A 25,392-nucleotide genomic window follows, 5' to 3' on the forward strand; every position below is an offset into this window, starting at 1 on the left:
GTGGACGTCCTGGTGGTGGGTGGTGGTCCGGCCGGGCGGGCGTTGGCGGGCGCGGCTGCGCGGCGGGGGCTGGGGGTGGCGCTGGTGGACCCGCGTCCCGAGCGGCCGTGGCGGGCCACGTACGCGGCGTGGTCGGACGAGCTGCCCGAGGGGACGCCGGTGGTGACGCGGTCGCGCGCGCGGGCGTTCTCCACGGCCGAGCACGTGCTGGAGCGCGAGTACTCGGTGCTGGACAACGCCCGCCTGTGGGAGCTCCCCCCGGAGGTCGAGGTGCTCCGCGCGCGCGTGGTCGCGCGCGCGGAGGGGCGGGTGCGCCTCGCGGACGGCCGGGTGCTGCGGGCGCGTCGGGTCGTGGACGCGACCGGGTCGCGGGGCGGCCGGGCGGCGCAGACGGCGGTGGGCGTGGTGGTGGGGCAGGCCGAGGCGGAGCCGTTCGTCGCCCCCGGCGAGGCGGTGATCATGGACTGGCGCCGCCCGCCGTCCGCGACCACGGGCGACCCGACGTTCCTGTACGCGGTGCCGCTGGGCCCGGACCGGGTGCTGCTGGAGGAGACCTCGCTCGCCCGCGCGCCCGGTCTGCCGCTGGCGGAGCTGCGGCTGCGGCTGCGGTCGCGGTTGGACGCGCACGGCGTCCGGATGCCGTCCGCCGAGGAGCGGGTGCGCATCCCGCTGGACGCGCCGAAGGCCGAGGACGGGTTCGGCGCGGGCGGTGGCCTGGTGCACCCGGCGACGGGGTACGGGGTGGCGACCGCGCTGCGGCTGGCGCCGGTGGTCGCGGACGCGCTGGCGGCGGGTGAGGGGCCGGAGGTGCTGTGGACGCAGGAGACGAGAATGGTGCACGCGCTGCGACTGCGCGGTCTCACCGCGTTGCTGTCGCTGGCGCCTCGGGAAATCCCGGAATTCTTTCACCGGTTTTTCCAATTGCCGGTGGAGAACCAGCGGGAGTACCTCTCGCACCGCGATGACCTGCGCGGACTCACCTCAACAATGTTGATCTTGTTCCGCTCCTCCCCCTGGCGGGTGCGGGCCTCGCTGGCGGGTTCGGTGTTCTTCGGCCAAAGCTTGCTGAACAGCGGGTGAACCCCCTCGGCAAACGCCCCGCCCGGGGGGAGGATCGGGGGCGTGCCTGCCCTGCTGGACGATGTCCGATTCGCCTTCCAGCCCCTGTTCAACCTGAACACCGGCGGGGTCGTCGCGGTCGAGGCCCTGGCCCGCCCGCACGACGGCACCGCGCTCGACCTGCTCCAGGCGGCGTTCCGCGCCGGGTACCTGGTGGACGCGGACGTCGCGCTCGCCTGCCGGGCGGTCCGGCACGCGGCCGAGCACGAGTTCGGGCTGCCGCTGCACGTCAACCTCATGTCGATGACCGTCGCGGAGCAGCCGGAGAAGCTGGAGCCGCTGCTGCGCGCGCTGCACGAGGTCGGCCGCTCCCCCGACCGCCTGGTCGTGGAGCTGGGCGTGCCGTACACGCGCACCCCGCGCAAGGCGCTGCTGGCGGGCGTGCGGTGGCTGCGCGACGCGGGCGTGCGGGTGGCGCTGGACGGGGTGGGCGACGGCGACGTGCCGCTCGCGCTGCTCACCGACGTGGCCCCGGACCAGCTCAAGCTGGACCGGGGCATCGTCGTCGGCCTGCCCGACGACGGCGGCCGGGCGGCGCTGCTGACCGCGCTGCTGGGCGTGTGCGAGCAGACCGGCTCGGTGCTGGTGGCCGAGGGCGTGGAGACCGAGGCGCAGCTGGCCGCGCTGCGGCGGGCCGGGGTGCGGATGGCGCAGGGCGACCTGCTGGCGCCCGCGCGGCGGCGGCCGGACGTGGCCGCGACGATCCCGACCGCGCTCGTCGAGCCCGCCGACCCGGACGCGATGGCGCGCACGTCGCCGAACCTGCGGCTGGCCGGGCCGAGCGTGACCGACTTCCTGCACCCGGCGACGACCCTGCCCGAGGCGGCGACCGCCGAGGAGGTGCGGGAGGTGCTGGCCGCGCAGCCGTCGGTGACCGGCGTGGTGCTGGTCGACGGGCAGGGCAGGCCGTCGTGGACGTTGGAGCGCAACCGGTTCCTGCTCGCGGTGACCGGGCCGTTCGGGCACGCGCTGCACGCCAACCGGGAGGCGTCGCGGCTGGCGGACCGGCCGAGGGCGGTGGGGGCGCGGTTCAGCGCGCTGGAGCTGCTGGAGGTCGTCACGCACGGGGACCGGGAGCGGGCGAACGACGACCTGGTCGTGGTGGACGAGGACGACAGGTGCCTCGGCGTGGTGCGGGTGGCGGACGTGGTGCGCGGGGTCGCCGAGCTGAAGGTGGAGCAGGCGGCGTCGATGAACCCGCTGACCCGGTTGCCCGGCAGCGAGTCGATCGCGCGCGAGGTGGAGCGGCGGGTGCTGGCGGGTGAGGTGTTCGCCGTGGGCTGGCTGGACGTGGACTCGTTCAAGGGCGTGAACGACCGGGCCGGGTTCGCGGCGGGCGACGACCTGATCCGGGCGGTGGGCAGGCGGCTGGCCGAGGGGGCGGCCGGGCTGCCGACGGTGCGGGTGGGCCACGTGGGCGGGGACGACTTCCTGCTGGTGGCGGGCCTGGACGAGCTGGTCGGGTTCGGGGCCGGGGTGCTGGACTCGGAGTTCGGCGTCGACGGGCTGCGGGTGACGCTGTCGCTGGCGACGCTGGTGTGCGCGACCGGGTCGGTGGGGTCGTACCGCGAGGTGTCGCGGCTGCTGGCCCCGCTCAAGCGGCAGGCGAAGTCGCTGAGCGGGTCGAGCTGGGTGCTGGGCAGGCCGGGCACGGACCGGGTGGACGTGCTGCGCGGCGGACCGCACCTCGCGGTCGGCTGAGCCGGGCCGGGTCGCGCCCTCGGGGGAAGGCCCGCGAACAACCCTCGGTTGGATTATCAACGCGTTGACCGCGGTGGCGTTCCCCCTGATGGCGGGACCGCCACAGGTGTCCGGCAGCGGAGGGGTGAATTTCGCTCCGATGCCACTCCCCAACCCTGGCGGTCACTCTTAGCATCAGGGTGACTACCCACCGCACGGGGGAGGTCTTTCCGGTGAGCGAAGTGGACGTCACCGCGCTGCCGGTTCCGCGTTCCGGGGCCGGGACAGCGCTGACCATCGGGGTCGAGGAGGAGTTCCTGCTGGCGGACGAGGTCACCGGCGAGCTGGTGGCCCTGGGGCCGCAGGTGCTCTCCGGGCCGCCGGACCGGGGGCTCGACCTCCAGCCCGAGATGACGCAGTACCAGGTGGAGAGCGCGACGGCGGTGTGCCGCACGACCTCCGAGGTGCGCGAGCAGCTGCTCGCGGCGCGCGCGGCGCTGGCCAGGCGGGCGGCGGCGCACGGGGCGCGCCTGGTCGCGTCGGGGGCGCCGGTGCTGGGCGGCGAGCACCCGCCGCCGCTGACCGACCACCCGCGCTACCGGCGGATCATGGACCGGTACGGGGCGCTGGTGGACGGGCTGACCATCTGCGGGTGCCACGTGCACGTGGGCATCCCGTCGCCGTCCGAGGGCCTGGTGATCAGCAACCACCTGCGGCGCTGGCTGCCGGTGCTGCTGGCGCTGAGCGCGAACTCGCCGTTCCACGAGGGCAGGGACACCGGGTACGCGAGCTGGCGGCACGTGGTGTGGAACCCGTGGCCGTCGGCGGGCGCGCCGCCGTGGTTCGACTCGGTGGAGGACTACCGGCTGGCCACGCACCTGCTGCGCACGAGCGGGGCGGCGCTGGACGACGGGATGGTCTACTGGGACGTCCGGCTGTCCGCGAACCACCCGACCGTGGAGCTGCGGGTGTGCGACGTGGCGGCGACGGTCGAGGAGGCCGTGGTGCTGGCGGCGCTGGTGCGGGCCATCGCGGCGACCGCGCTGTCCGGCGAGGTGGCGCCCAGGGTGTCGGACCGGCTGCTGCGGGTGGCGCTGTGGCAGGCGGCGCGGCACGGGCCGGAGGGCGCGGCGGTGGACCCGCTGAGCGGGGTGCCGGTGCCGTTCGCCGAGGAGGTCGGCGGGCTGCTGCGGTGGTGCGGGGCGGCGCTGGACGCGGCCGGTGACACCGAGCTGGTGGTCGAGGGCGTGGCCAGGCTGCTGCGGGACGGCGGCGGCGCGGCCAGGCAGCGGCGGGCGTACCGCAGGCGGGGCGAGTTCACCGACGTGGTGGAGCTGCTGACCACCCGGACGTAGGACTCGGGGCGCGGTTCGGCCGAGTGGGGCGCATCCTGCGGACGCAGGCTCACCCACCGGGAGGAACGGCCATGACCACCGCGCGAGAGATCATGCACGCGGGCGTGATGTGCGTGCACGACAGCCAGACCCTGGAGGAGGCGGCGGTGCTGATGCGGGACCTCGGCGTCGGCTCGCTGCCGATCTGCGGGGGTGACGGCAAGCTCAAGGGCATCATCACCGACCGGGACATCGTGGTCGGCTGCGTCGCGGCGGGCGTCTCCCCCGCCGACATGAAGGCGGGCCAGCTGGCCAGGAACCTGCACTGGGTCGACGCGGACACCGACATCACGGACGTGCTGGAGACGATGGAGATCCACCAGATCCGGCGCATCCCGGTGCTGGAGAACGACAAGCTGGTGGGCATGGTCAGCGAGTCCGACCTGGCCAAGCACCTGGACGACGACCAGCTCGCCGAGTTCATCGAGCGGGTCTACTCCGACTAGCGCGCCCGGCCGGCGCCGCGCAGGGGCCGCCGAGAACGCGAGGAGGGCGGCTCCCCCGTGCACAACGGGGGAGCCGCCCTCTCGGCGGTGGCGCGGTGCGCTCAGACCGTGAAGCCGAGGGCGCGCAGCTGGTCGCGGCCGTCGTCGGTGATCTTCTCCGGGCCCCACGGCGGCATCCACACCCAGTTGATGCGGAAGTCGTCGACGATGCCGCCGCCGACGCCGCCGACCAGCGCGGACCGGGTCTGGTCCTCGATGACGTCGGTCAGCGGGCAGGCCGCCGAGGTGAGCGTCATGTCGATCAGGGCGGTGTTGTTCTCGTCCACCCTGATGTCGTAGACCAGACCGAGGTCGACCACGTTGATGCCCAGCTCGGGGTCGACCACGTCGCGCATGGCCTCCTCGACGTCGTCCAGCGCCGCGATCCCGGCCTTGGGCGCGGGCGGCTCCGGCATCCCCTCGACGCCCCGCACCACGTCCTGCTCCGATGAAGTCACGACTTCGCTCCCTCGCTGCGGGAAACCGCGTCCTTGAAAGCCATCCAGCCCAGCAGCGCGCACTTCACGCGCGCCGGGTACTTCGCCACACCCGCGAACGCGATGCCGTCCTCCAGCACGTCCTCGTCCGGCTCCACCTGGCCGCGGCCCTGCATCAGCTCGACGAACGCGTCGAGCTTGCCCATGGCCTGCTCGACCGGCTTGCCGACCACCAGGTCGGTGAGCACGGACGTGGCGGCCTGGCTGATCGAGCAGCCCTGGCCGTCGTAGGAGACGTCGGCGACGAGCGGCCCGTCCAGCTTCACCCTGAGCGTGACCTCGTCGCCGCAGGTGGGGTTGATCTGGTGGGACTCGGCGTCGTACGGGTCCCGCAGGCCGCGGCCGTGCGGGTTCTTGTAGTGGTCCAGGATGATCTCCTGGTACATCTGCTGAAGCTGCATCACGCCACCCCGAAGAACTTCTGCGCCTCGCGGACGGCGGACAGCAGCGCGTCCACCTCGCCCTGCGTGTTGTAGAGGTAGAAGCTGGCCCGCACGGTCGCCGCGGCGTTCATCCTGCGGTGCAGCGGCCACGCGCAGTGGTGGCCGACGCGGACCGCGACGCCGAGGCTGTCCAGGACCTGGCCGACGTCGTGCGCGTGCACCCCGTCGACCACGAACGAGACCGCGCCGCCCCGGTCGGCGAGGTCGGTGGGGCCGACCACGCGCACGCCGGGAATGGCCGCCAGGCCGCTGAGGGCGGCGGCGACCAGCTCGTGCTCGTGCGCGGCGACCCGCTCCATGCCGACCGCGTTGAGGTAGTCGACGGCGGCGCCGAGCGCGACGGCCTGCGAGGTCATCGGCACGCCCGCCTCGAACCGCTGCGGCGGCGGGGCGAACGTGGAGCGCGCCATCTCGACCATCTCGATCATGGAGCCGCCGGTGAGGAACGGGGGCAGCGCCTCCAGGAGCGCGCGGCGGCCGTAGAGGACGCCGACGCCCGAGGGACCGAGCATCTTGTGGCCGCTGAACACGGCGAAGTCCACGCCCAGGGCGCGGAAGTCCACCGGCGCGTGCGGCACGGACTGGCAGGCGTCGAGCACGGTCAGCGCGCCGACCCGCGCCGCCGCGGCGACGAGGGTGGCGACCGGGTTGACCGTGCCGAGCACGTTGGACTGGTGGGTGAACGCGAGCACCTTGGTGCGCTCGTTCACCACCTCGTCCAGGTTCGACAGGTCGAGCCTGCCCTCGTCGGTGACGCCGAGCCAGCGCAGCGCGGCGCCGGTGCGCAGCGCGAGCTGCTGCCACGGCACCAGGTTGGCGTGGTGCTCCATCTCGGTCACGACGATCTCGTCGCCGGGGCCGAGCCGGAAGCGCTCGGCCTCCGGGCCCGCCGTGGCCGCGTTGCCCATGGCGTACGCGACCAGGTTGACGCCCTCGGTCGCGTTCTTGGTGAACACGACCTCGTCGACGCCGACGCCGACGAAGCCCGCGATCCTGCGGCGGGCGTCCTCGTAGGCGTCGGTGGCCTCCTCGGCCAGCTGGTGCGCGCCGCGGTGGACCGCGGCGTTGGCGGTCTCCAGGAACGCCCGCTCGGCGTCCAGGACCTGGCTCGGGCGCTGCGAGGTGGCGCCGGAGTCGAGGTAGACCAGCCGCTTGCCCTCGCGCACGGTGCGGCCCAGGATCGGGAAGTCCGCGCGCACGACTTCGACGTCCAGCGGAGCAGCGGTGGTGGTCACGGCTCCGACGCCTCCTCTCGGTCTGGGGTCTCCCCCGGTGGAACGTCAGGCGATGCTCGCGGCTTCCTGCTTGCCGGTGTACTTCACGTAACCCTCGGACTCGAGCTGGTCGGCCAGCTCGGGGCCGCCGGACTCGACGATCCGGCCGCCCGCGAAGACGTGCACGAAGTCGGGCGAGATGTACTTGAGGATGCGGGTGTAGTGCGTGATCAGCATGACGCCGACCTCGTTGGACGCCTTGTAGCGGTTGACGCCCTCGGACACCACGCGCAGCGCGTCCACGTCGAGGCCCGAGTCGGTCTCGTCCAGGATCGCGATCTTCGGCTGGAGCAGGCCCAGCTGGAGGATCTCGTGGCGCTTCTTCTCGCCGCCGGAGAAGCCCTCGTTGACCGAGCGCTCGGCGAAGGCCGGGTCGATGTCCAGCTCGGACATCGCGCCCTTGACCTCCTTGACCCAGTGGCGCAGGTTCGGGGCCTCGCCGCGCACGGCGGTGGCGGCGCTGCGCAGGAAGTTCGACATCGAGACGCCGGGCACCTCGACCGGGTACTGCATGGCGAGGAACAGGCCCGCGCGGGCGCGCTCGTCGACGCTCATCTCCAGGACGTCCTCGCCGTCCAGGGTGACCGCGCCCGAGGTGATCTGGTACTTCGGGTGGCCCGCGATGGCGTAGGACAGCGTGGACTTGCCGGAGCCGTTGGGGCCCATGATGGCGTGGGTCTCACCGGCGTTGATGGTGAGGTCGACGCCCTTGAGGATCTCCTTGGTCGTCTCGTCGGCGACGACCGAGACGTGCAGGTCCTTGATCTCCAGAGTGGCCATGAGCTGTTCTCAGTTCTCCTGGTGAAGGCAGTGCGAAGTCAGTTGGTGGTGGTGGTGACGTCTACGTAGACATCGCTGTGGACGTCACCACCGCGCAGTTCCACGGCGAACACGTCGACCGGGTCGGACGCGGGCGGCGAGGAGGGCTTGCCGGTGGTCAGGTCGAAGCACGACCCGTGCAGCCAGCACTCGATGCCCTTGCGGGTCACCTCGCCCTCGCTGAGGGAGATCGCGGCGTGGCTGCACTCGTCGCGCAGCGCGTGCACGGCGTCCCCCTGCCGGACCAGCACGACCGGGACCTGCTCGTCGCCGACCTGGAACGCGACCGGCACGCGGTCGGTCAGGTCGGCGAGCGAGCACACCCGGACGGCGGTCACGCGCCCACGGCTTCCAGTTCCGCCTCGATCGCGGCCTCCAGGCGCTCGCGCACCTCGGGGACGCTGATCTTGAGCAGGATCTCGTGGAAGAAGCCCCGGACGACCAGCCTGCGCGCCTGGTCCTCGGGGATGCCCCTGGCCTGGAGGTAGAACAGCTGCTCGTCGTCGAACCGGCCGGTGGCGCTGGCGTGGCCCGCGCCCTCGATCTCGCCGGTCTCGATCTCCAGGTTCGGCACCGAGTCGGCGCGGGCGCCGTCGGTGAGGACCAGGTTGCGGTTCAGCTCGTAGGTGTCGGTGCCCTCGGCCGCCGCGCGGATCAGGACGTCGCCGATCCACACGGTGTGCGCGCCCTCGCCCTGCAGCGCGCCCTTGTAGACGACGTTGCTGCGGCAGTTCGGCACCGAGTGGTCGATGAACGGCCGGTGCTCCAGGTGCTGGCCCGCGTCGGCGAAGTACAGGCCGTGCAGCTCGGCGTCGCCGCCCCTGTCCGCGTAGGACACGAGGGGGGTGAGCCGGACCAGGTCGCCGCCGAGGGTGACGGCGGTGTGCCGCACCTTGGCGTCGCGGCCGAGCCGGATGTGGTGCGTGGAGACGTGCACCGCGTCGTCGGCCCAGTCCTGCACGGTGACGACGGTGAGGTCCGCGCCGTCGCCGACGACGATCTCGACGTTGTCGGCGTACGCGCCGGAGCCCCGGTGGTCCAGGACCACGACGGCCTTGGCGAACTTCTCCGCGCGCACCTGCACGTGGCCGTACGCGACCTGGCCCTGGCCCGCGCCGGTGACGGTCACGGTGGTCGGGGCCAGCTCGGTGTCGCCGGGCAGGGTGATCACGGTCGCCTGGGCGAACGAGGACCACGCCTGGGCGGCGACCCGGTCGCCGGGGACGCCCGCGGCGCCGAGGCGCTCGTCGTCGCGGTCGACGGTCTCGACCTGGACGGCCTCGGGCGCGTCGACCTCGACGGTGGCCGCGCCGGTGGCCTCGGCCCCGCTGTGCAGGCCCGCCATGCGCTTGAGCGGGGTGAAGCGCCAGATCTCCTCGCGCCCGCCGGGCACCTCGAACGCCGCCACGTCGTAGGACGTGAAGTGGTCGGCGCGCGAGGTGACCAGCGTTCCCGCGCCGTGCGAGTGGGCCGTCAGGCCGTGCTGCTCTTCGGTGGTGACGGCCATGTCAGCCGACGGCCCCTTCCATCTGAAGCTCGATCAGGCGGTTCAACTCCAGCGCGTACTCCATGGGGAGCTCGCGCGCGATGGGCTCGACGAACCCGCGCACGATCATCGCCATGGCCTCGTCCTCGTTGAGGCCGCGCGACATCAGGTAGAACAGCTGGTCCTCGGACACCTTGGAGACGGTGGCCTCGTGGCCCATGGCCACGTCGTCCTCGCGGACGTCCACGTACGGGTAGGTGTCGGAGCGGCTGATCGTGTCGACCAGCAGCGCGTCGCACTTGACCGTGGACTTGGAGTGGTGCGCCCGCTTGTTGACCTGGACCAGGCCGCGGTACGAGGCCCGGCCGCCGCCGCGCGCCACCGACTTCGACACGATGGTCGAGGAGGTGTGGGGGGCCATGTGGACCATCTTCGCGCCGGTGTCCTGGTGCTGGCCCTCGCCCGCGAACGCGATGGAGAGGACCTCGCCCTTGGCGTGCTCGCCCATCAGGTACACGGCCGGGTACTTCATGGTGACCTTGGAGCCGATGTTGCCGTCGACCCACTCCATGGTCGCGCCCGCCTCGGCCTTGGCCCGCTTGGTGACCAGGTTGTAGACGTTGTTCGACCAGTTCTGGATCGTCGTGTAGCGGCAGCGACCGCCCTTCTTCACGACGATCTCCACGACCGCGGAGTGCAGCGAGTCGGAGGAGTAGATCGGGGCGGTGCAGCCCTCGACGTAGTGGACGTAGGCGTCCTCGTCGACGATGATCAGCGTCCGCTCGAACTGGCCCATGTTCTCGGTGTTGATCCGGAAGTAGGCCTGGAGCGGGATGTCCACGTGGACGCCCTTGGGCACGTAGATGAACGAGCCGCCGGACCAGGTCGCGGAGTTCAGCGCGGAGAACTTGTTGTCGCCTGCCGGGATGACCGAGCCGAAGTACTCCTTGAAGAGCTCGGGGTGCTCCTTGAGACCGGTGTCGGTGTCCAGGAAGATGACGCCCTGCTCCTCCAGGTCCTCGCGGATCTGGTGGTAGACGACCTCGGACTCGTACTGGGCGGCGACGCCCGCGACGAGGCGCTGCTTCTCCGCCTCGGGGATGCCCAGCCGGTCGTAGGTGTTCTTGATCTCCTCGGGCAGGTCCTCCCAGGAAGCGGCCTGCTTCTCGGTGGAGCGCACGAAGTACTTGATGTTGTCGAAGTCGATGCCCGACAGGTCCGAGCCCCACGAGGGCATCGGCTTGCGGTCGAACAGGCGCAGCGCCTTGAGGCGGTACTCCAGCATCCACTCGGGCTCGTTCTTCTTGCCCGAGATGTCCCGGACGACGTCCTCGCTCAAACCACGACGGGCGCTCGCGCCTGCCACATCCGAGTCGGCCCAGCCGAACTCGTAGTTCCCGATGCTCGCCAGGGTCTCTTCCTGGGTGAGCGGGACCGTGGTGGTTCGCTGCTCGGCAGCGGCAGTCATGCGGGCTCCCCTCCATGTGGGTCGCGGGGTGTGTTCGGGGTGCTGCTCTTCGGGATGTGCGTGGTGCAGACGGCGTCGCCCCTCGCGATGGTGGCGAGCCGCTGCACGTGCGTGCCGAGCAGGTCGGCGAATGCCGCCGTCTCGGTCTCGCACAGCTGCGGGAACTCCGCGGCGACATGCGCGACCGGGCACAGGTGCTGGCAGAGCTGCTCGCCCGCCCCGGCGGCGCGCGCCGAGGCAGCGTAGCCCTCCCTGCTCAGCGCGGCGGCCAGGGCCTTGGTCCGCTCGGCGGGCTCGCACTGCTCCACGATGGCCTGGCGGTGCCGGTCGACGAGTGCGTGCACCCGGCGCTCGGCGAAGGCCCGTACCGCCTCCTCCCCGCCCTGTTCGGCGAGGAACCGCAACGCGGCCACGGCGAGGTCGTCGTAGGCGTGCCCGAAGCGGGCGCGCCCCTGCTCGGTGAGCTGGAAGAGCTTGGCGGGCCTGCCGCGACCTCGCTGGCCGCGCCTGGGCGCCTCCCGGCCGGTCGCCTCGCCGTCGGCGACCAGCGCGTCGATGTGCCTGCGCACCGCGGCCTGGCTGATGCCGACCCGCTCCGCCACCGAGGCGGCGGTGATGGGTCCTTGCTCCAGCAGCAGTCGGGCCACGGTGTGCCGGGTCCGACCGTCGTGCCCCTGGGGCACGGCGGCTTCGAAGGCCCCGGCGTTTTTCACAACACCAGTGTTGCTTATTTAGGGCGGGGGTGCAAAACCGGGGGGAGGCGAGAGGCGGGAGGGGGCTTTGAGCTGGGGGTTCGCGGGGTCGGCGGGGAGCGGGGGTGGCGAGCGAAAAGGTGGGGCGGGGTGGCGGGCCGGGCGAGAGCGGCGGGGCGGGCGGAGTGACGCGGGACCGATGGGCGGGGATGGGCGGGGATGGGCGGCGGGCGGGTTGGGCGGGTTGGGCGGCTCGGCGGGACGGCTCGGCAGGACGGCTCGGCGGGACGGCTCGGCGGGGCCGGTCGGCGTGGGGCCGGTCGCCGGGCAGCGGGCAGGCGGGGCGCACGGGGTCGCGGTCGGCGGCGCGGCCGGGTCGGCGCGAGCAGCGGGCAGGGGCCGGTGGCGCGGTGGCGCGGTGGCGCGGTGGCGCGGTGGCGCGGTGGCGCGGTGGCGCGGGCGACAGTGAAGCGGATTAGTTATCCGCATCATGCTACCGTCCGGACCGAAAACGGATAGTTCATCCGATCAATCGGAGGGGTCATGGGCGCGAAGCGTGCCGTCGTCACGGCGGGCACCGGTGGGATCGGGGTGGAGACGGCGGTGGGGTTGGCCGAGGCCGGGTTCGCGGTCACCGTCGTCGGGCGGGACGCCGGGCGGGGTGCGGCTGCGGTTCGGCGGATCGACGCGGCGGCTCGGGCGGCGGCGCAGCGGGGTGCGCGGGCGGCGGAAGCGCCAGCGGCAGGCGGCGAGGCGGCGGGAGCGCGGGCGGAGGGCGGGGGCGCGGTCCCGGCGCGGTTCCTGCGGTTCGACCTGTCCTCGCTCGACGAGGTGCGCGGGCTCGCCGGGGTCCTGGTCGGCGAGGGGCCGCTCGACGTGCTGGTGAACAACGTCGGCGGGTTCTTCGTGGAGCGGCGGGAGTTCGGCGGGGTCGAGGGGGCGTTCGCGCTCAACCACCTGTCGCCCTACCTGCTCACCGAGCTGCTGCTGCCCGCGCTCACCGCCGGGGCTCCGAGCCGGGTGGTGAACGTGACGTCGGCCGCGGTCGTGCTGGGCGGGCGGCGGTTCGACTCGGCCGAGCCCGGCGGGGGCTACTACGGGTTCCACCGGTACGGGCGGGCCAAGCTGGCCAACCTCGCCTACGCGCTCGACCTCGCGAAGCGGCTGGACGGGACCGGGGTCGCGGTGCTCGCGGCCGACCCCGGCGGGGCGTCGACCGACCTGAGCACCCGGACCATGGCCGACCCCCGGATCGTCCACCCGGCGCTGCGGGCGCTGTGGCCGGTGCTGGGGCGGGTGTTCGCGCGGTCCACGTCCGGGGCGGCCGGGGACGCGGCGCGGTCGTCCCTGGTCGCCGCGACCGACCCTGCCGTGGCCGCTGCGGTGCGGGCGCTCAGCGAGCGGCTGGTGTCCGGGCCGCGCGACTAGACTCGCCCGCGTGCCGACCACCCCGCTGCGCAAGGACGCCGCCCGGAACTGGGAGCGGATCGTCCGCGTGGCCCGCGAGCTGATCGACGACGGGGCTCCGGTGCAGCTCAACGACGTCGCCCGCCGCGCCGGGCTCGGGGTCGGCACCGTCTACCGGCACTTCCCCACCGCCGAGGCGCTGGTGGAGGCGGTGGCCGCGCCGGGGCTGGAGGAGCTGGTCGCCGCCGCCGAGCGGGCCGCCGCCGAACCCGACCCGTGGCGGGCGTTCGACGTGTTCCTGCGCCGGGTCGTGGAGGTGCAGGTGACCGACGCGGCCGTGCCCGGCGTCGCCTCCTCCCCCACCGACGCGCTGCCGCGCACCACCGAGCTGAAGCTGTCCATGTGGACGGTGGGCGGCGCGGTGCTCGACCGGGTGCGGGTCGCCGGGCTCGTGCGGGCGGACCTGACCGCCGACGACCTGACGCCGCTGGTGTGCGGCGTCGCGCACGCGGTGGGGCTGGCGGGCGGCGCGCGGGAGCAGCGCGTCGCGACCGCGCACCGGTACCTGGACCTGCTGCTCGGCGGCCTGCGCACCCCCGCCCCGGCCGCCTGAGCCGACCGGCCCCGGTGGCATAGCAGCAGGTCACGACCCGCCCGAGAAACGCCGGGTGCACCGCGCTTCGCTACCCTGCGCCGGTGGGGACGGGTGGAGAGCGGGTGATCACCGGCGCGGTTCTCGGTGACCGCGACGGGATCGGTGGGGCGGCTCCGCTGGACGCCGTCGAGCGCAGGCAGCTGGACATCGTGCGGCGGTGGGGCACGGTCGGGGCGCTGCTGCTGGCGGCCGGGTCGCTGGGCGCGGGCGCCGCGCCCGTGCTGAGCCCGCTGCCGGGCACCCCGGTGCTGGGCCTGTTCGCCCGGATGCCGAGCGCGACGCTGGCGGTGGCCTGGACCGGCATCTTCATGATCGTCTCGGCGTGGCTGTGGCTGGGCCGGTTCGCCCGCCCCGGCCGCCCGAGGCTGGTCTCGCGCAGCCAGATGGACCGCACGCTGATGATGTGGATCACGCCGCTGGTCTTCGTGCTGCCCATGTTCAGCCGCGACGTCTACAGCTACCTCGCGCAGAGCCAGATCGCCGCCAACGGCCAGGACCCGTACGAGCTGGGACCGGCCACGGCGCTGGGCGTGGACAACGTGCTCACCCAGAACGTCCCCACCATCTGGCGCGAGACCCCCGCCCCGTACGGGCCACTGTTCCTGGCGCTGGGCCGGGTCATCTCGGCGGTCACCGGCGACCACGTGCTGCCCGGCGTGTTCCTGCACCGGATGCTCGCCCTGGTCGGCCTGGCCATGATCGTGTGGGCGCTGCCGCGCCTCGCGGTGCGGTTCGGCGTGCCCGAGGTGAGCGCGCTGTGGCTGGGCGCGGCGAACCCGCTGGTGCTGTTCCACCTGGTCGTGGGCGTGCACAACGAGGCGCTGGCGATCGGCCTGATGCTGGTCGGCATCGAGGTGGCGCTGCGCCGCCTCCCGGTGCACAACCCCGGCGACCCGCTCACCCGCGACGAGCTGCTGTGGGTGGCGCTCGGCGCGGCCCTGATCACGCTCGGCGCGATGGTGAAGCTCCCGGCCGCGCTGGCGCTGGGCTTCCTCGGCATCATCGTGGCCCGCAGGCGCGGCGGACGGCTGCGCGACCTGCTGTCGGTGGCGGTGTTCATGCTGGTGGTGGCCGTGGTGGTGACCGTGGCGACCTGCTTCGGCACCGGGCTCGGGTTCGGGTGGACCGAGACGCTGAACACGGCGGGCACGGTCAAGAGCTGGATGTCGCCGCCGACCGCGCTGGGCTTCCTCGGCGGCGGGCTGGGGCTGGCGCTGGGCCTGGGCAACCACACCGACTCGACGATCGCGCTCGGCAGGCTGATCGGGCAGGCGGTGTACGTGGTGATCGTCGGCTCGCTGCTGTGGAAGGCGTTCCGGGGCCGGATCAAGGCGGTCAACGGGCTCGGCGCGGGCCTGGGCGCGGTGCTGGTGCTCGGGCCGGTGCTCCAGCCCTGGTACCTGCTGTGGGCGGCGCTGCCGCTGGCGACGGCGGTGCTGGCCAAGCGGTTCCGGCTGGTGGCGACGGCGGGCAGCGCGATCATCGCGGTGGTCCTGCCGCCGACCGGGGCCGCGTTCGACGGGCGCGCGTACGTGCTGCCGCAGGCGGTGCTGGGGGCGGTGCTGGTGTTCGCGGTGTGCCTGTTCGTGGCGCGCAAGCACGTCGGGCCGCTGATCCGGAAGGACCCGCTGCCCGGAGCCGCGTAGCTCGACCGCGCGCCCCCGCCGGGTGTCCCGACCGCGCTGAGCAGCAATTCGGTCACGAGGGGTAACCCCGCCTCACTCGCACGAGATGTCCGTGGTGTCCTTCCAGTGTCCGCAGGGATCTTGGAAGCCCACCACGGGTGATCGAGGGGGAACGGGCGTGAGCGCTGGCTCGGAGCAGAACCCGCAGGCCGGGGCCGGGGGAATCCCGAAGGAGCAGGTCCGCTTCGCGGTGGTGCTCAACGGCGGGGTGAGCCTGGCCGTGTGGATGGGCGGCTCGGTGCTGGAGGTGGACCGGCTCACCCGCAGCTCGGGCCCCTACCGGCACCTGCTCGACATGGTCGGCGCGACCGCCCGCGCCGACGTCATCACCGGCACCTCGGCGGGCGGCATCAACGGGGCCGCGCTGGCGCTGGCGCAGGTCAACGAGGCCGCGAAGCTGGAGCGGCTGCGGGACCTGTGGTCCGAGCAGGGCCGCATGGAGCAGCTGCTGCGCACCCCGTTCCAGGGCGACCCGGTGTCGCTGCTGCGCGGCGACGAGTTCTTCCTGCCCCGGCTGCACGAGGCCCTCGAACGCCTCACCGACGACTACCGGCCGCTGCCCGCGCACGAGCGCCCGGTGGACCTGCGGATCACCACGACCCTGCTCACCGGGGTGCCGTCGGTGACCTACGACGACCTCGGCGAGGCCCTGGTCCAGTCCAGCCACCAGGGCAGCTTCTCGTTCCGGCGTGACCCGTACGGGTGGGCCAGGCCCGCCGGGGAGACCGCGCAGGAGCGCCCGCGCGACGACTTCGCCCCGAGCGAGCTGGACCGGCTCATCCCCCGGATGGCGCTGGCCGCGCGCTCGTCGGCGTCGTTCCCGTTCGCGTTCGAGCCCTCGCGGGTGCCGGTCAACGGCGGCGGCCCGGTCGACATGGCGGGCGTGGCCTCGTGGACCGACGGCGACCGCGACCTGTCCCGGTACGCGGTGGACGGCGGCGTGCTGGTCAACACCCCCACCAGGGAGGCGCTGGAGGCGATCGACCGGATGCCCGCCGAGGGCCCGGTGCGGCGGGTGATGCTGCTGGTGTTCCCGCACGCGCCCGGCGCGTCCGAGGGCGCCGCGTCCGCCGAGCCCGGCCCGCCGACGGCGGTCGGCGCTGGCGGGCAGCTGCTGGGCGCGCTGACCAGCCAGAGCGGGCGCACCTACGTGGAGCGCATCGAGGAGCACAACCGGCGGGCCGCGACCCGGCGCGGCGGGCGCAGCGCGCTGCTGTCCCGGCTGCACCGCGAGGACGCGCCGATCACCCGCAGCCTGTACGAGCTGACCAGGACCCTGCGCGGGCACTACGAGGACGTGCGCATCCGGCTCGCCGCCCGCGACCTGGCCACCCGCGAGCTGGACAAGCCCGGCTCGAACGCGGCGGGCTGGACGTTCGAGCGGGTGCGGGCCGCCGCCGAGGTCGCGCAGCGCACCTGGCTGCGCGAGCACGGCAGCCTGCCGTACGTGCCGGTGCCGCCGCTGCCGGTGGCCGCGCCGGTCACCGGCTGGCCGTGGGGCATCTCGATGGCCGAGCGGCTGGTCACCGCGGCGATGGACCTGCTCAAGCGGCTGGTGTGGGTGGTGCCCGCCGAGGGGCCGGGCCTCGAGGACTGCGCGCGGATCACCGGCGACCGGACGGTGCTGCACCGGGTGCGGGCCGAGCTGCGCAGGCTGCACGAGGAGCTGGACTCGGAGCAGGTGCGGGCGGGCGTGGAGGCGCGGGTGCGCGCCTGGCTGGAGCTGCCCGAGGACCGGCCGGTCGAGCTGAACCAGGTGTACTGGCGGGAGCGGCTGCAGAACTTCACCGAGCGGATGGGCGCGGACTCCGACGAGGAGCTCGGGCAGCGGGTGCGGGCGCAGGTGGCGCTGGTCGCCGAGGTGCTCGGGCACGCGCACGCGATCATCACCGGGCTGAGCCCGGAGCGGCGGTCGATGGTCGGGCTGGAGCCGTGGTGCCTGCTGCTGACCGAGCCGATGACCGCGGGCGAGTCCGAGGTGGGGCTGGTCGGGGACGACGTGTGGCTGTCCCGGCTGCTCGCGCTGGAGGTGGCCACGACGTGCCTGGCCGACGACTCGATCAGCGGGCTCGACCAGGCGGTGGAGCTGGTGCAGGTCAGCCTGCGCACCCGCAACGCGTTCGCCGACTACAGCCGCACCCCCGACGACAAGGCGGGCGGGGCGTCGCTGAGCCGGTTCTCCGGGTTCCTCAAGCGGTCCTGGCGGGTCAACGACTGGATCTGGGGCAGGCTCGACGGGGCGTCGATGCTGTGCCGGGTGCTGTTCGAGCCGACCAGGCTGCGGCGGGTCGACAAGCTCGCGGGCGGGCTGCCCGGTGACGCCGCGCAGCGCGCCGGGGCGGTGGTGGCGGACCTGGTGGCGGAGCTGTTCGGCAGCGCGCTGCCGGAGGAGCTGAGGGCGGCGCGGGAGGCGGCGGTGGCCGAGCTGACCGGGGTGTACGCCTCCGGCGAGTCCGACCTGCCGCCCACCTGCGCGGCGCTCGCCGACCTGGCCGCGTGGGGGCTGCACGCGCGGATCATCTGCGAGGAGCTGCCCGCGCTGCGGCAGGCGATCCTGGCCGACCGGGCGGACGGGGCGGACCGGCGCTCGCGCGGCGAGCTGTTCCTGGAGGAGCACGCCGGGCTGCTGGCCAGGCTCGCCACGCCGCCGATCAGCACCGAGGAGACGGCGGCGCTGGGCGTGCTGGCGCTGCGCGCGTTCGACCGGGCGGGCATCGGGCGGGAGCCGATCGGCCAGGAGGCGGGCAGCGACCAGGTGATCCGCACGGCGGCGACGGCGGCGGCGGTCGCGGTGACCGTGGCCGACAGCGAGCGGTCGGGGCTGGGGCCGGTGAAGCCGCTGACCAGGGCGCTGCGCGGGGCGGCGCTGCTGCCCTACTGGATGATCAACGGGTTGACCAGGGGCGGGAACCTGTCGAGGTTCCTGGGGCTGGTCGGGCTGGCGCTGGGCGGGGCGCTGCTGGTGCTGTCGCTGTTCGACCTGCTGCCCGGCTGGGCGGTGGCCCCGGCGGCGGCGCTGGGGGCGGCGACGCTGCTGGCCGCGTTCGGGTACGCCGCGCTGCGGTCCGGGACGCTGCTGCACGGGCTGGTGCTGCTGTCGCCGGTGCTGCCGCTGGCGTCGGTGGCGGTGACGCGGTCGCGGGACGCGCTGGGCGGTGGGACGAACCCGCAGGAGGCCACCACCGGGGTCGTCGCGATCGCCGGGGTGGGGCTGGTGGTGGCGTGCCTGCTGGCGCTGGGCAGCCTGCCGTCGCCGGTGGGCACGCCGCTGGCGGTGCTGGGGCGGGTGCGGGTGCCGAAGCGGCTGGTCGGGGTGGTGGCGGCGGCCGGGGCGCTGTGGCTGGGCGCGCGGGGGGCGGCCCGGTGGCTGGTCGAGGCGGACTGGTGGGTCCTGGGGTTGGCGTCGCTGGCCGCGGTGGCGATCGGGTTCGGCGCGTCGTTCTCGCTGGGGCGGTCGATGCAGCGGTGGCGGCGGGCCGAGGAGCCCGCCGCGGTGGGCGGTGGACCGGGCGTCTCGGGGTCGGGCTCGGGGTCGGGCGCGGACCCGTCCGGTGGCGGTTCGCCGTGGGTGACCGAGCACGCCGAGCCGCCCTCGGCGGCGACCGCCGGGTGGGCCGGGGTGTACGGAACCGGGTACCTGGCGCTGGTGGTGCTGCTGCGGGCGCTGGACCTGAGGTTCACCGCGTGGGAGGCGGTGCTGTGGACCGGCGCCGGGTTCGGGGTGGTGCTGCTGCTGGTCACCACCTGGTGGGTGCCGCTGCGCGGGCGGGCGCGCATCCTGGCCGCCATCGAGGACCAGGCGGTGCTGGCCGGGGTCCGCGACGAGGCCGCGTTCCTGCGCAGGCTGGAGGGGCACGGCGGGCTGTTCCGGTTCCTGGTGGGCGTGCGGGACGGCCACCCGGTGCTCAGGCCCGCCGGGAAGCGGGCCGCGCGCCGGGTGGCCGACCGGGTCTCCCGCGCTCAGGCGGCGAGCGCGGCGGGCGCGGCTGCCGTGGCCGAGCCCATCGCCTCGGCGTAGAGGCCCTCGAACGCGGCCAGGGTGGAGTCGATGGCGTGCGCGGCGATCAGCTCGCCGCTCGCCGCGCCCATCCTGGCCCGCAGCGCCGGGTCGGCGGCCAGCGCGTGCAGCCTGGTCGCCAGCTCGGCGACGTCGCCGGGCTGGAACAGCCAGCCGTTGCGGCCGGGGCGGCACAGGTGCGGCAGCGCCATCGCGTCGGCGGCCACGACCGGCTTGCCCGCGGCCATGGCCTCCATCGTCGCCAGGCTCTGCAGCTCCGCCACGCCGGGCATGCAGAAGATGTCGGCGCCCGCGTAGGCCCGGAGCAGCTCCTCCTCGTCGACGAAGCCGCGGAACCGGACCCGGTCGGCGATGCCGAGCTCGCGGGCGAGCCTCTCCCACTCCGCGCGGCACGAGCCGTCGCCGACCAGGTCGACCTTCACCAGCGGCACCAGCGCGGCGGCGCGCAGCAGCTCGTCGACCCGCTTCTCCTCGTCGAGCCTGCCCACGAACAGCACGGTCGGCCGGTCGTTGGCGGGGGCCGGGTGGCGGCGGTAGCGGTCGACGTCGATGCCGCAGGACACCGGCACCGCGCGGCGCGGGAACCCGTTGTCGTGCAGCAGGGACACCGCGCGGGGCGTGGGGGCGGTGACCACGTCGGCGACGTCGAAGACGTTGCGCAGGTCGCGCCACGCCCAGCGGGAGGCGACGCCCTGGAGCCAGCCGGGGACGTGGGCGTGGCCGAACAGGTTCTCCGGCATGAAGTGGTTGGTCGCGGCGGTCGGGATGCCGCGCTCGGCGGCCAGGCGCAGGGCGTAGCGGCCGACGACGAAGTGCGCCTGCACGTGGACGACGTCCGGGCGGACCGCGTCGAGCACGCCCGCGACGTCCTTGGACACCTGCCAGGGCACGCCGACCCGGAACGTGCGGTGGAACGGGGTGCGGTGCGAGCGCAGGCGGTGCACGGTGATGCCGTCCACCCGCTCGGTTCCGGGTTCGCCGCCGGGGGCCAGGCACACGACGTGCACGTCGTGCCCGCGACCGGCGAGCCCGGCCGCGAGGCGGTGCGCGAAGCGCGCGGCGCCGTTGACGTCCGGCGGGAAGGTCTCGGCGGCGATGAGGATGCGCAGGGCGCGGCCATCGTTCACGTCGTTCTCCGTTCCGAGGTGGTCGATTCGCTCCAGCAGGGGACCGGGTCCCCCGGTGGTGGTGCCCCTCCGCGCGGGACGGCCCTCGCGGGCAGCCGCGCCCCGGTCCGCTGACCGTTCGCGCGCGGGGGTGAGGAGCGGCTGGGGGCCGCGGTGGGCTGGGGTGGTGCGGTGGTCCGGGGTGGTGCGGGCGGGGGCGTCGGGGTCAGTGGGCCGGGTGGCGTCGCGGTCGCGGGCGGTGCGGCGAGGGCCTGCGGGGCGGGCGCCGTCGTGGGCGTGGGCGGGGGCAGCGGGTGCGGCGAGCCGGGTGGCGTCGCGGCCGTGGGTGGTGCGGGCGGACGCATCGGGGGCGGCAGGCCGGGTGCGGGCGTGGTCGTGGGTGGTGCGGCGGGGGCCTGCGGGGCGGGGGTCGTCGTGGGCGCGGGCGGGGGCAGCGGGTGCGGCGGGCCGGGTGGTGTCGCGGTCGGCGGGCGGGGAGGTTTCGCGGCGCGCCGACCGGGCGGCGGCGCGGCCTGCGGGCCAGGTGGAGTCGGGGTCTGCCGACCGGGCGGCGTCAGGGTCGGCGTCAGGGTCCGCGTCAGGGGCGGTGCGGTCGGGGCCGTCGTGCCGGTCGTGCCCGGCCTCCGGGTCGTGCCCGGCCTCCGGGTCGTGCTCGGCGCGGGCCAGCGCGGCCACGCCCGCGACCGCGACCCCGGCGGCGGCCAGCTGGCCCAGTGCGACCGGGGCGCCGGTGGCGACGGCCTCACCGAGCAGGAAGGCGCCGAGGCCCACCGCGACCAGCGGGTCCACGGCGGTCAGGCAGGCCACGACCAGGTGCGACGAGCCGCCCGCGTGGGCGTGCTGGATGAACCAGCCGCCGACCAGCAGCGCGACCACGATGGCCACCACCGCGAGCGCCGACGACAGGTCGAGCGCGCCGGCCTGGAAGTCCTGGGACACCGCGCGCATCAGCAGGGACACGCAGCCGTAGGCGACGCCGCCCGCCGAGCCGAACGCCAGCGAGCGCAGCGCGGGCCGGGTGGTGATCACCCCGGCGAGCCCGGCCGCCGCCAGCAGCGCCAGGCACACCAGCACGGCCTGCAGCTCCGCCTCGGGCCGCACCTCGGTCGGGGTGGCGCTGCCCGCCGCGAGCAGCACGAACGCGCCGACGCCGAGCGTGGTCACCAGCACCGCGGGCAGCCGGGCCCAGCGCCGGTCGAGCACGGCGGTCACGCCGATCGCCAGCACGCCCACGGGCTGCACCACGCTCAGCGGGGCCACGCCCAGCGCCACCGCGTGCACGCCCGCGCCCACGACCATCAGCGCCAGCCCGACGAGCCAGCGCGGTCTGCCCAGCAGCGCGGCCACCCGCAGCGGCCCCTCCACCGCCCGCACCGCCCCGTGCTGGAGGCGCGCGGCCAGCGCGAAGAACACCGCCCCGACCACCGCCAGCCCCACCGCGATCCACGTCACGACGTCCCCTCCCGCTCGGAGAGCGCAGCCGCCAGCGTGAACAGCAGCGCGTACAGCACGACGAACAGGACGCGTTCGAAGAGACCGAGCAGGACCATCCCGCTCCCCGCGCCCAATACCGCCGTGTGGCTCAACATGAATGCGCCGGAAGCGAATCCGGCGAGTACCGAGAGGCGACGCAGCGAAGGGCTCGGCAGGAATGCGCGGGAAACGAGCCAACCGGCGATCGGGAGACTCGCGAACATCACCGCGCCCGCGTACCTGTGCACCAGTCCGGTCACCGAGGTCGGGGCTCCGAGCGGGTCGGTCGGGAAGACCGCCACGACGGCCAGCCCCGCCGCCCACAGGCCGATGAGCACCGCCACCGGCCCCCGCCTCGGCAAACCCGAGCGCACCATGCCCACCAGCAACGCGATCGACCCCACCGCCAGCGCGAGTGCGGTGAGACCCAGCAGCCAGGTCCCACCGGAAACGGAGACGTAATCGCTGATCGTGTTCTGGACAGGGCTGATCGTACTGCCGGACGAGAGGTGCAGGTAAACTACGGGAAAAGGCGAGACGACGAGTGCGGCAACAGCCAGCGCCCGCGGCGCCGCGACTATTTCCACCCGGTTCTCGTCCACACGGAGATAATGGCGGAATGATCCATCCGGGGATATCGGGAAGTCCCCCCACACGACCCTGGAGCTTCCTGGAGAACCCTGGTGGGGCCAGCCCCACCCCCATTGGCCTACGCTGCCCTTCGTGAGCCCGAAACCCCATCGCCCTGCCGTGGAAGTGTCGGGGCTGGTGAAGCGGTACGGCGCCAAGACCGCGGTGAACGGCCTCGACCTCGTCCTGGAGCGGGGCAGCGTGCTGGCGCTGCTCGGCCCGAACGGCGCGGGCAAGACGACCACCGTCGAGGTGTGCGAGGGCTTCCGCGCCGCCGACGCGGGTCAGGTGCGCGTGCTCGGGCTGGACCCGTGGCGCGACGGCGACCGGCTGCGGCCCCGCGTGGGCGTGATGCCCCAGGGCGGCGGCGGGTACCCCGGCATCCGGGCGGACGAGATGCTGCGGCTGGTGGCCGCGTGCGCCGCGAACCCGCTGGACCCGGCCTGGCTGCTGGAGGTCCTCGGGCTCGACGGCGTCGGCCGCACCACGTACAAGCGGCTGTCCGGCGGGCAGCAGCAGCGCCTGTCGCTGGCGTGCGCGCTCGTCGGCAGGCCGGAGCTGGTGTTCCTGGACGAGCCGACGGCGGGCATGGACCCGCAGGCGCGCAGGCTCGTGTGGGACCTCGTCGCGGCCCTCAAGGCCGACGGGGTGAGCGTGCTGCTGACCACGCACCTGATGGACGAGGCCGAGGCGCTGGCCGACCACGTGGTGATCGTGGACAGCGGGCGGGTGGTCGCGCAGGGCAGCCCGAGCGAGCTGACCGCGCACGGCGCCGACGAGCAGCAGCTGCGCTTCCGCGCCAGGCCGGGCCTGGACACCTCGCTGCTGATCGCCGCCCTCCCCGAGGGCATGGGGGTGCGCGAGACCGTCCGGGGCGCGTACCTGGTCGAGGGCAAGGTCGACCCGCAGGTGGTGTCGACCGTGACGTCGTGGTGCGCCCAGCAGGGCGTGCTCGCCGAGGAGCTGACGGTGGCCAAGCGCAGCCTGGAGGACGTGTTCCTGGAGCTGACCGGCAGGGAGCTGCGGTCGTGAGGTTCGAACCGGGCACCTTCGCGCCCGCGCCGGGCAGGGCCCCGCTGGGGCGGATGCTGCTGGCGCAGGCCAGGACCGAGACGGTGCTGACGCTGCGCAACGGCGAGCAGCTGCTGCTGACCCTGATCATCCCGCTGGGGCTGCTGGTCGCCCTGACCCTGGCGACGGTGCTGCCGGTGCCGGAGCCGAGGGTGGCGTCGGCGGCGGCGCGGGTGTTCGCGCTGGCGGTGATCTCGTCGGCGTTCACCGGGCAGGCGATCGCGCTGGGGTTCGACCGGCGCTACGGCGTGCTCAAGCGGCTCGCGGCGACCGCGCTGCCGAGGTGGCTGCTGGTGGTCGGGCGGATCACCGCCGGGTTCGCGGTGGTCGTGGTGCAGATGGCCGTGCTGGGCGTGACGGCGCTGCTGCTCGGCTGGTCGCCGACCGCCGCCGGGCTCGCCTGGGCGGCGCTGCTGGTGGTGCTGGGGACGCTGGCGTTCGGCGCGCTGGGCGTGCTGCTCGGCGGGGCGCTGCGCGCGGAGGTCGTGCTGGCGCTGGCGAACATCGTGTGGTTCCTGCTGCTGCTGGTCGGCGGGGTCGCGCTGAGCCCGGACTCGATGCCGTCGGGCGTCGGCGCCGTGGTGGGCCTGCTGCCGTCGGCCGCGCTGGTGGAGGGCCTGGAGGCCGCGCTGGTGCGCGGGACCGGTCCTGGCCTCGGGCCGGTGGCGGTGCTGGTGGCGTGGGGCGCGGTGGCCGGGATCGCGGCGACGCGGACGACGAAGCTGAGCTGAGCTGAGCCGAGCGGTACCGACATTTCCCGAGAGCGGGAGCGCCCCCAGGTGGGCGCTCCCGCTCTCGGCTTTCCGGCCCCGTTTCACCCGTTCTCCCCCGGAATCACCCGTTGAGCGGTCACGATGTGGGCCGATCACACGGGGGACGGCCTTGGGGGGCGTGCTTTGTCAGCGGATTTTGAGCAGCTCATCGCGCAGTTCGAGCGGTTCCAGGCGCGGATGACCCGCGTCGAGGGGCAGTTCGCGGGTGTCGACGACATGCGGCAGCGGTTGGCCGAGCTGGAGGTCGCGGCGACCTCGGCGGACCGGTCCGTCACCGTCGTCGCGGGCCCCTCCGGGGCGGTCCTGGACATCAGGCTCACCGAGCAGGCCGTGCGCAAGCCCGCGCACGCGCTCGCGGGCGAGCTGATGTCGACGCTGCGCAAGGCGGTCGCCGAGGCGGCGCGCAGGCAGGCGGGGATCGTCGACGGGGCGCTCGGCGAGGCGTTCGGCGACGACCTGGACCTGACCGAGCAGGTGCTGGAGACCCAGGCCGAGCTGTTCGGCATGTCCAAGGAGGAGCTGCGGGCGGTGACCGCCGACGAGGCGACCGCTCCCCCGCAGCAGGCCCCGCCGCGCCCACCCGCGCCACCCGCGCCACCCGCGCCGCCTGCTCGTCCCGCGCCACCGCAGGGGCCGACGCCCCCGCCCGCCCAGCCGCAACCCGGCAGGCCGCAACCCGGAGCGCGGACCGGCAAGCCCGAGCCGGGCAAGCCACGGGGCCGTGAAGCACAGGGCCGTGAAACGCAGCAGGAGGACTTCTCCGAGCGGAACTTCATGAACGAGGGCTGGAAGCAGCAGCCGAAGCCGCAGGCCGGTCCCGGAGGCGAGCAGAACGACCGCTTCCTCAACCTCTACGACGACGAGGACGGGCGATGAGCGGCGGCTTCAGCGTGGACCCGGCGGAGCTGGAGGGCTTCGCGGGCGCGGCCGACGGGCACGCGGGCACGGCCGGGCAGATCAAGGGCCTGGTCGACCGGGCCGACGTCGGCGACAAGTCCTGGGGCGTCGTCGGGCTGTTCGTGAAGAGCACCTACACCGGGATGCTCGGTGACCTCAAGGAGCTGTTCGGCGACCTGGAGGACGGCCTGCAGGGGGTGGGTGAGCGCTTCCGGGCGACCGCCGAGGACTACCGGGGCCCCGAAGAGGCGATCCAGCGGGCCTTCGACGGCATCGACACCGGAAGCGGCGGGAGGTAG

The 25,392-nt window shown here is 74.3% G+C and carries 23 protein-coding genes; 13 read left to right on the forward strand and 10 right to left on the reverse strand.

What is annotated here, in order from left to right; translation table 11 throughout:
* From CNX65_RS25585 to CNX65_RS25600, 4 genes are all read left to right on the forward strand, one after another.
* The gene (locus tag CNX65_RS25585; protein ID WP_096496042.1) at positions 1–1,080 is read left to right on the forward strand and encodes a lycopene cyclase family protein; all 1,080 of its coding nucleotides are present in this window, start codon (positions 1–3) and stop codon (positions 1,078–1,080) included.
* A gap of 42 nt (positions 1,081–1,122) precedes the next feature.
* Positions 1,123–2,820, forward strand: coding sequence for a GGDEF domain-containing protein (locus CNX65_RS25590; RefSeq protein WP_096496043.1), 1,698 nt, complete (start codon positions 1,123–1,125; stop codon positions 2,818–2,820).
* A 212-nt stretch (positions 2,821–3,032) separates the two neighbouring features.
* Positions 3,033–4,154, forward strand: a complete 1,122-nt coding sequence (locus CNX65_RS25595; RefSeq protein ID WP_096496044.1) for a carboxylate-amine ligase — start codon at positions 3,033–3,035, stop codon at positions 4,152–4,154.
* Positions 4,155–4,225: 71 nt separating this feature from the next.
* Positions 4,226–4,639: a CBS domain-containing protein gene (locus tag CNX65_RS25600; RefSeq protein WP_096496045.1), complete on the forward strand. Its 414-nt coding sequence runs from the start codon at positions 4,226–4,228 to the stop codon at positions 4,637–4,639.
* Between the two features lie 101 nt (positions 4,640–4,740).
* Here CNX65_RS25600 and CNX65_RS25605 read toward each other — a convergent pair whose 3' ends face one another.
* From CNX65_RS25605 to CNX65_RS25640, 8 genes are read right to left on the reverse strand one after another with little or no spacing between them, the layout of a single operon-like run.
* On the reverse strand, positions 4,741–5,094 hold the full coding sequence (locus tag CNX65_RS25605; protein ID WP_049797186.1) for a metal-sulfur cluster assembly factor: 354 nt from the start codon (positions 5,092–5,094) through the stop codon (positions 4,741–4,743).
* Between the two features lie 38 nt (positions 5,095–5,132).
* Positions 5,133–5,576, reverse strand: coding sequence for a Fe-S cluster assembly sulfur transfer protein SufU (gene sufU, locus CNX65_RS25610; RefSeq protein ID WP_015803856.1), 444 nt, complete (start codon positions 5,574–5,576; stop codon positions 5,133–5,135).
* Positions 5,576–6,853 carry a cysteine desulfurase gene (locus tag CNX65_RS25615; protein WP_096496046.1) on the reverse strand — a complete coding sequence of 426 codons (1,278 nt, stop codon included), beginning with the start codon at positions 6,851–6,853 and terminating at the stop codon, positions 5,576–5,578. The genes sufU and CNX65_RS25615 overlap by 1 nt, the downstream gene beginning before the upstream one ends.
* A 45-nt stretch (positions 6,854–6,898) precedes the next feature.
* Positions 6,899–7,672 carry a Fe-S cluster assembly ATPase SufC gene (gene sufC, locus CNX65_RS25620; RefSeq protein WP_096496047.1) on the reverse strand — a complete coding sequence of 258 codons (774 nt, stop codon included), beginning with the start codon at positions 7,670–7,672 and terminating at the stop codon, positions 6,899–6,901.
* Positions 7,673–7,710: 38 nt separating this feature from the next.
* Positions 7,711–8,049, reverse strand: coding sequence for a Rieske (2Fe-2S) protein (locus CNX65_RS25625; protein WP_096496048.1), 339 nt, complete (start codon positions 8,047–8,049; stop codon positions 7,711–7,713).
* Positions 8,046–9,218 (reverse strand): Fe-S cluster assembly protein SufD, encoded by a 1,173-nt coding sequence (sufD, locus tag CNX65_RS25630; protein ID WP_232520005.1) that lies wholly within the window; start codon positions 9,216–9,218, stop codon positions 8,046–8,048. The genes CNX65_RS25625 and sufD overlap by 4 nt, the downstream gene beginning before the upstream one ends.
* A 1-nt stretch (position 9,219) precedes the next feature.
* Positions 9,220–10,665 (reverse strand): Fe-S cluster assembly protein SufB, encoded by a 1,446-nt coding sequence (sufB, locus tag CNX65_RS25635; RefSeq protein WP_096496049.1) that lies wholly within the window; start codon positions 10,663–10,665, stop codon positions 9,220–9,222.
* A complete protein-coding gene (locus CNX65_RS25640) occupies positions 10,662–11,378 on the reverse strand; it encodes a helix-turn-helix transcriptional regulator (protein WP_096496050.1) in 717 nt (238 codons plus the stop codon). The genes sufB and CNX65_RS25640 overlap by 4 nt, the downstream gene beginning before the upstream one ends.
* A 178-nt stretch (positions 11,379–11,556) precedes the next feature.
* Here CNX65_RS25640 and CNX65_RS35745 point away from each other — a divergent pair, with 178 nt between their 5' ends.
* The 5 genes from CNX65_RS35745 (at position 11,557) to CNX65_RS25660 (ending at position 19,122) form a co-directional block, all read left to right on the forward strand.
* Positions 11,557–11,826: a hypothetical protein gene (locus CNX65_RS35745; RefSeq protein WP_157767859.1), complete on the forward strand. Its 270-nt coding sequence runs from the start codon at positions 11,557–11,559 to the stop codon at positions 11,824–11,826.
* A 74-nt stretch (positions 11,827–11,900) separates the two neighbouring features.
* On the forward strand, positions 11,901–12,785 hold the full coding sequence (locus tag CNX65_RS25645; protein WP_096496051.1) for an SDR family NAD(P)-dependent oxidoreductase: 885 nt from the start codon (positions 11,901–11,903) through the stop codon (positions 12,783–12,785).
* Between the two features lie 10 nt (positions 12,786–12,795).
* Positions 12,796–13,377, forward strand: coding sequence for a TetR/AcrR family transcriptional regulator (locus CNX65_RS25650; protein ID WP_096496052.1), 582 nt, complete (start codon positions 12,796–12,798; stop codon positions 13,375–13,377).
* Between the two features lie 83 nt (positions 13,378–13,460).
* Positions 13,461–15,065, forward strand: coding sequence for a polyprenol phosphomannose-dependent alpha 1,6 mannosyltransferase MptB (gene mptB, locus CNX65_RS25655; protein ID WP_232520006.1), 1,605 nt, complete (start codon positions 13,461–13,463; stop codon positions 15,063–15,065).
* Positions 15,066–15,222: 157 nt separating this feature from the next.
* A complete protein-coding gene (locus tag CNX65_RS25660) occupies positions 15,223–19,122 on the forward strand; it encodes a patatin-like protein (protein ID WP_096496054.1) in 3,900 nt (1,299 codons plus the stop codon).
* Here the strand turns inward: CNX65_RS25660 and CNX65_RS37410 are convergent.
* On the reverse strand, positions 19,065–21,701 hold the full coding sequence (locus CNX65_RS37410; protein WP_232520007.1) for a glycosyltransferase: 2,637 nt from the start codon (positions 21,699–21,701) through the stop codon (positions 19,065–19,067). The genes CNX65_RS25660 and CNX65_RS37410 overlap by 58 nt on opposite strands.
* Positions 21,698–22,324, reverse strand: a complete 627-nt coding sequence (locus CNX65_RS25670; protein ID WP_232520008.1) for a DUF998 domain-containing protein — start codon at positions 22,322–22,324, stop codon at positions 21,698–21,700. Before CNX65_RS25670 ends, CNX65_RS37410 begins: the two co-directional genes overlap by 4 nt.
* Positions 22,325–22,472: 148 nt before the next feature.
* Here CNX65_RS25670 and CNX65_RS25675 point away from each other — a divergent pair, with 148 nt between their 5' ends.
* The 4 genes from CNX65_RS25675 to CNX65_RS25690 all read left to right on the forward strand — a co-directional run bounded on the left by CNX65_RS25675 (position 22,473) and on the right by CNX65_RS25690 (position 25,392).
* The gene (locus CNX65_RS25675; protein WP_096496055.1) at positions 22,473–23,384 is read left to right on the forward strand and encodes an ABC transporter ATP-binding protein; all 912 of its coding nucleotides are present in this window, start codon (positions 22,473–22,475) and stop codon (positions 23,382–23,384) included.
* 53 nt (positions 23,385–23,437) lie between these two features.
* Positions 23,438–24,154 carry an ABC transporter permease gene (locus CNX65_RS25680; RefSeq protein WP_218182412.1) on the forward strand — a complete coding sequence of 239 codons (717 nt, stop codon included), beginning with the start codon at positions 23,438–23,440 and terminating at the stop codon, positions 24,152–24,154.
* Between the two features lie 165 nt (positions 24,155–24,319).
* A complete protein-coding gene (locus CNX65_RS25685; RefSeq protein ID WP_096496057.1) occupies positions 24,320–25,072 on the forward strand; it encodes a YbaB/EbfC family nucleoid-associated protein in 753 nt (250 codons plus the stop codon).
* Entirely contained in the window at positions 25,069–25,392 is a 324-nt protein-coding gene (locus tag CNX65_RS25690) for a WXG100 family type VII secretion target (protein ID WP_096496058.1), read from the forward strand. Before CNX65_RS25685 ends, CNX65_RS25690 begins: the two co-directional genes overlap by 4 nt.

This window comes from Actinosynnema pretiosum (assembly GCF_002354875.1).
GTDB lineage: Bacteria > Actinomycetota > Actinomycetes > Mycobacteriales > Pseudonocardiaceae > Actinosynnema > Actinosynnema auranticum.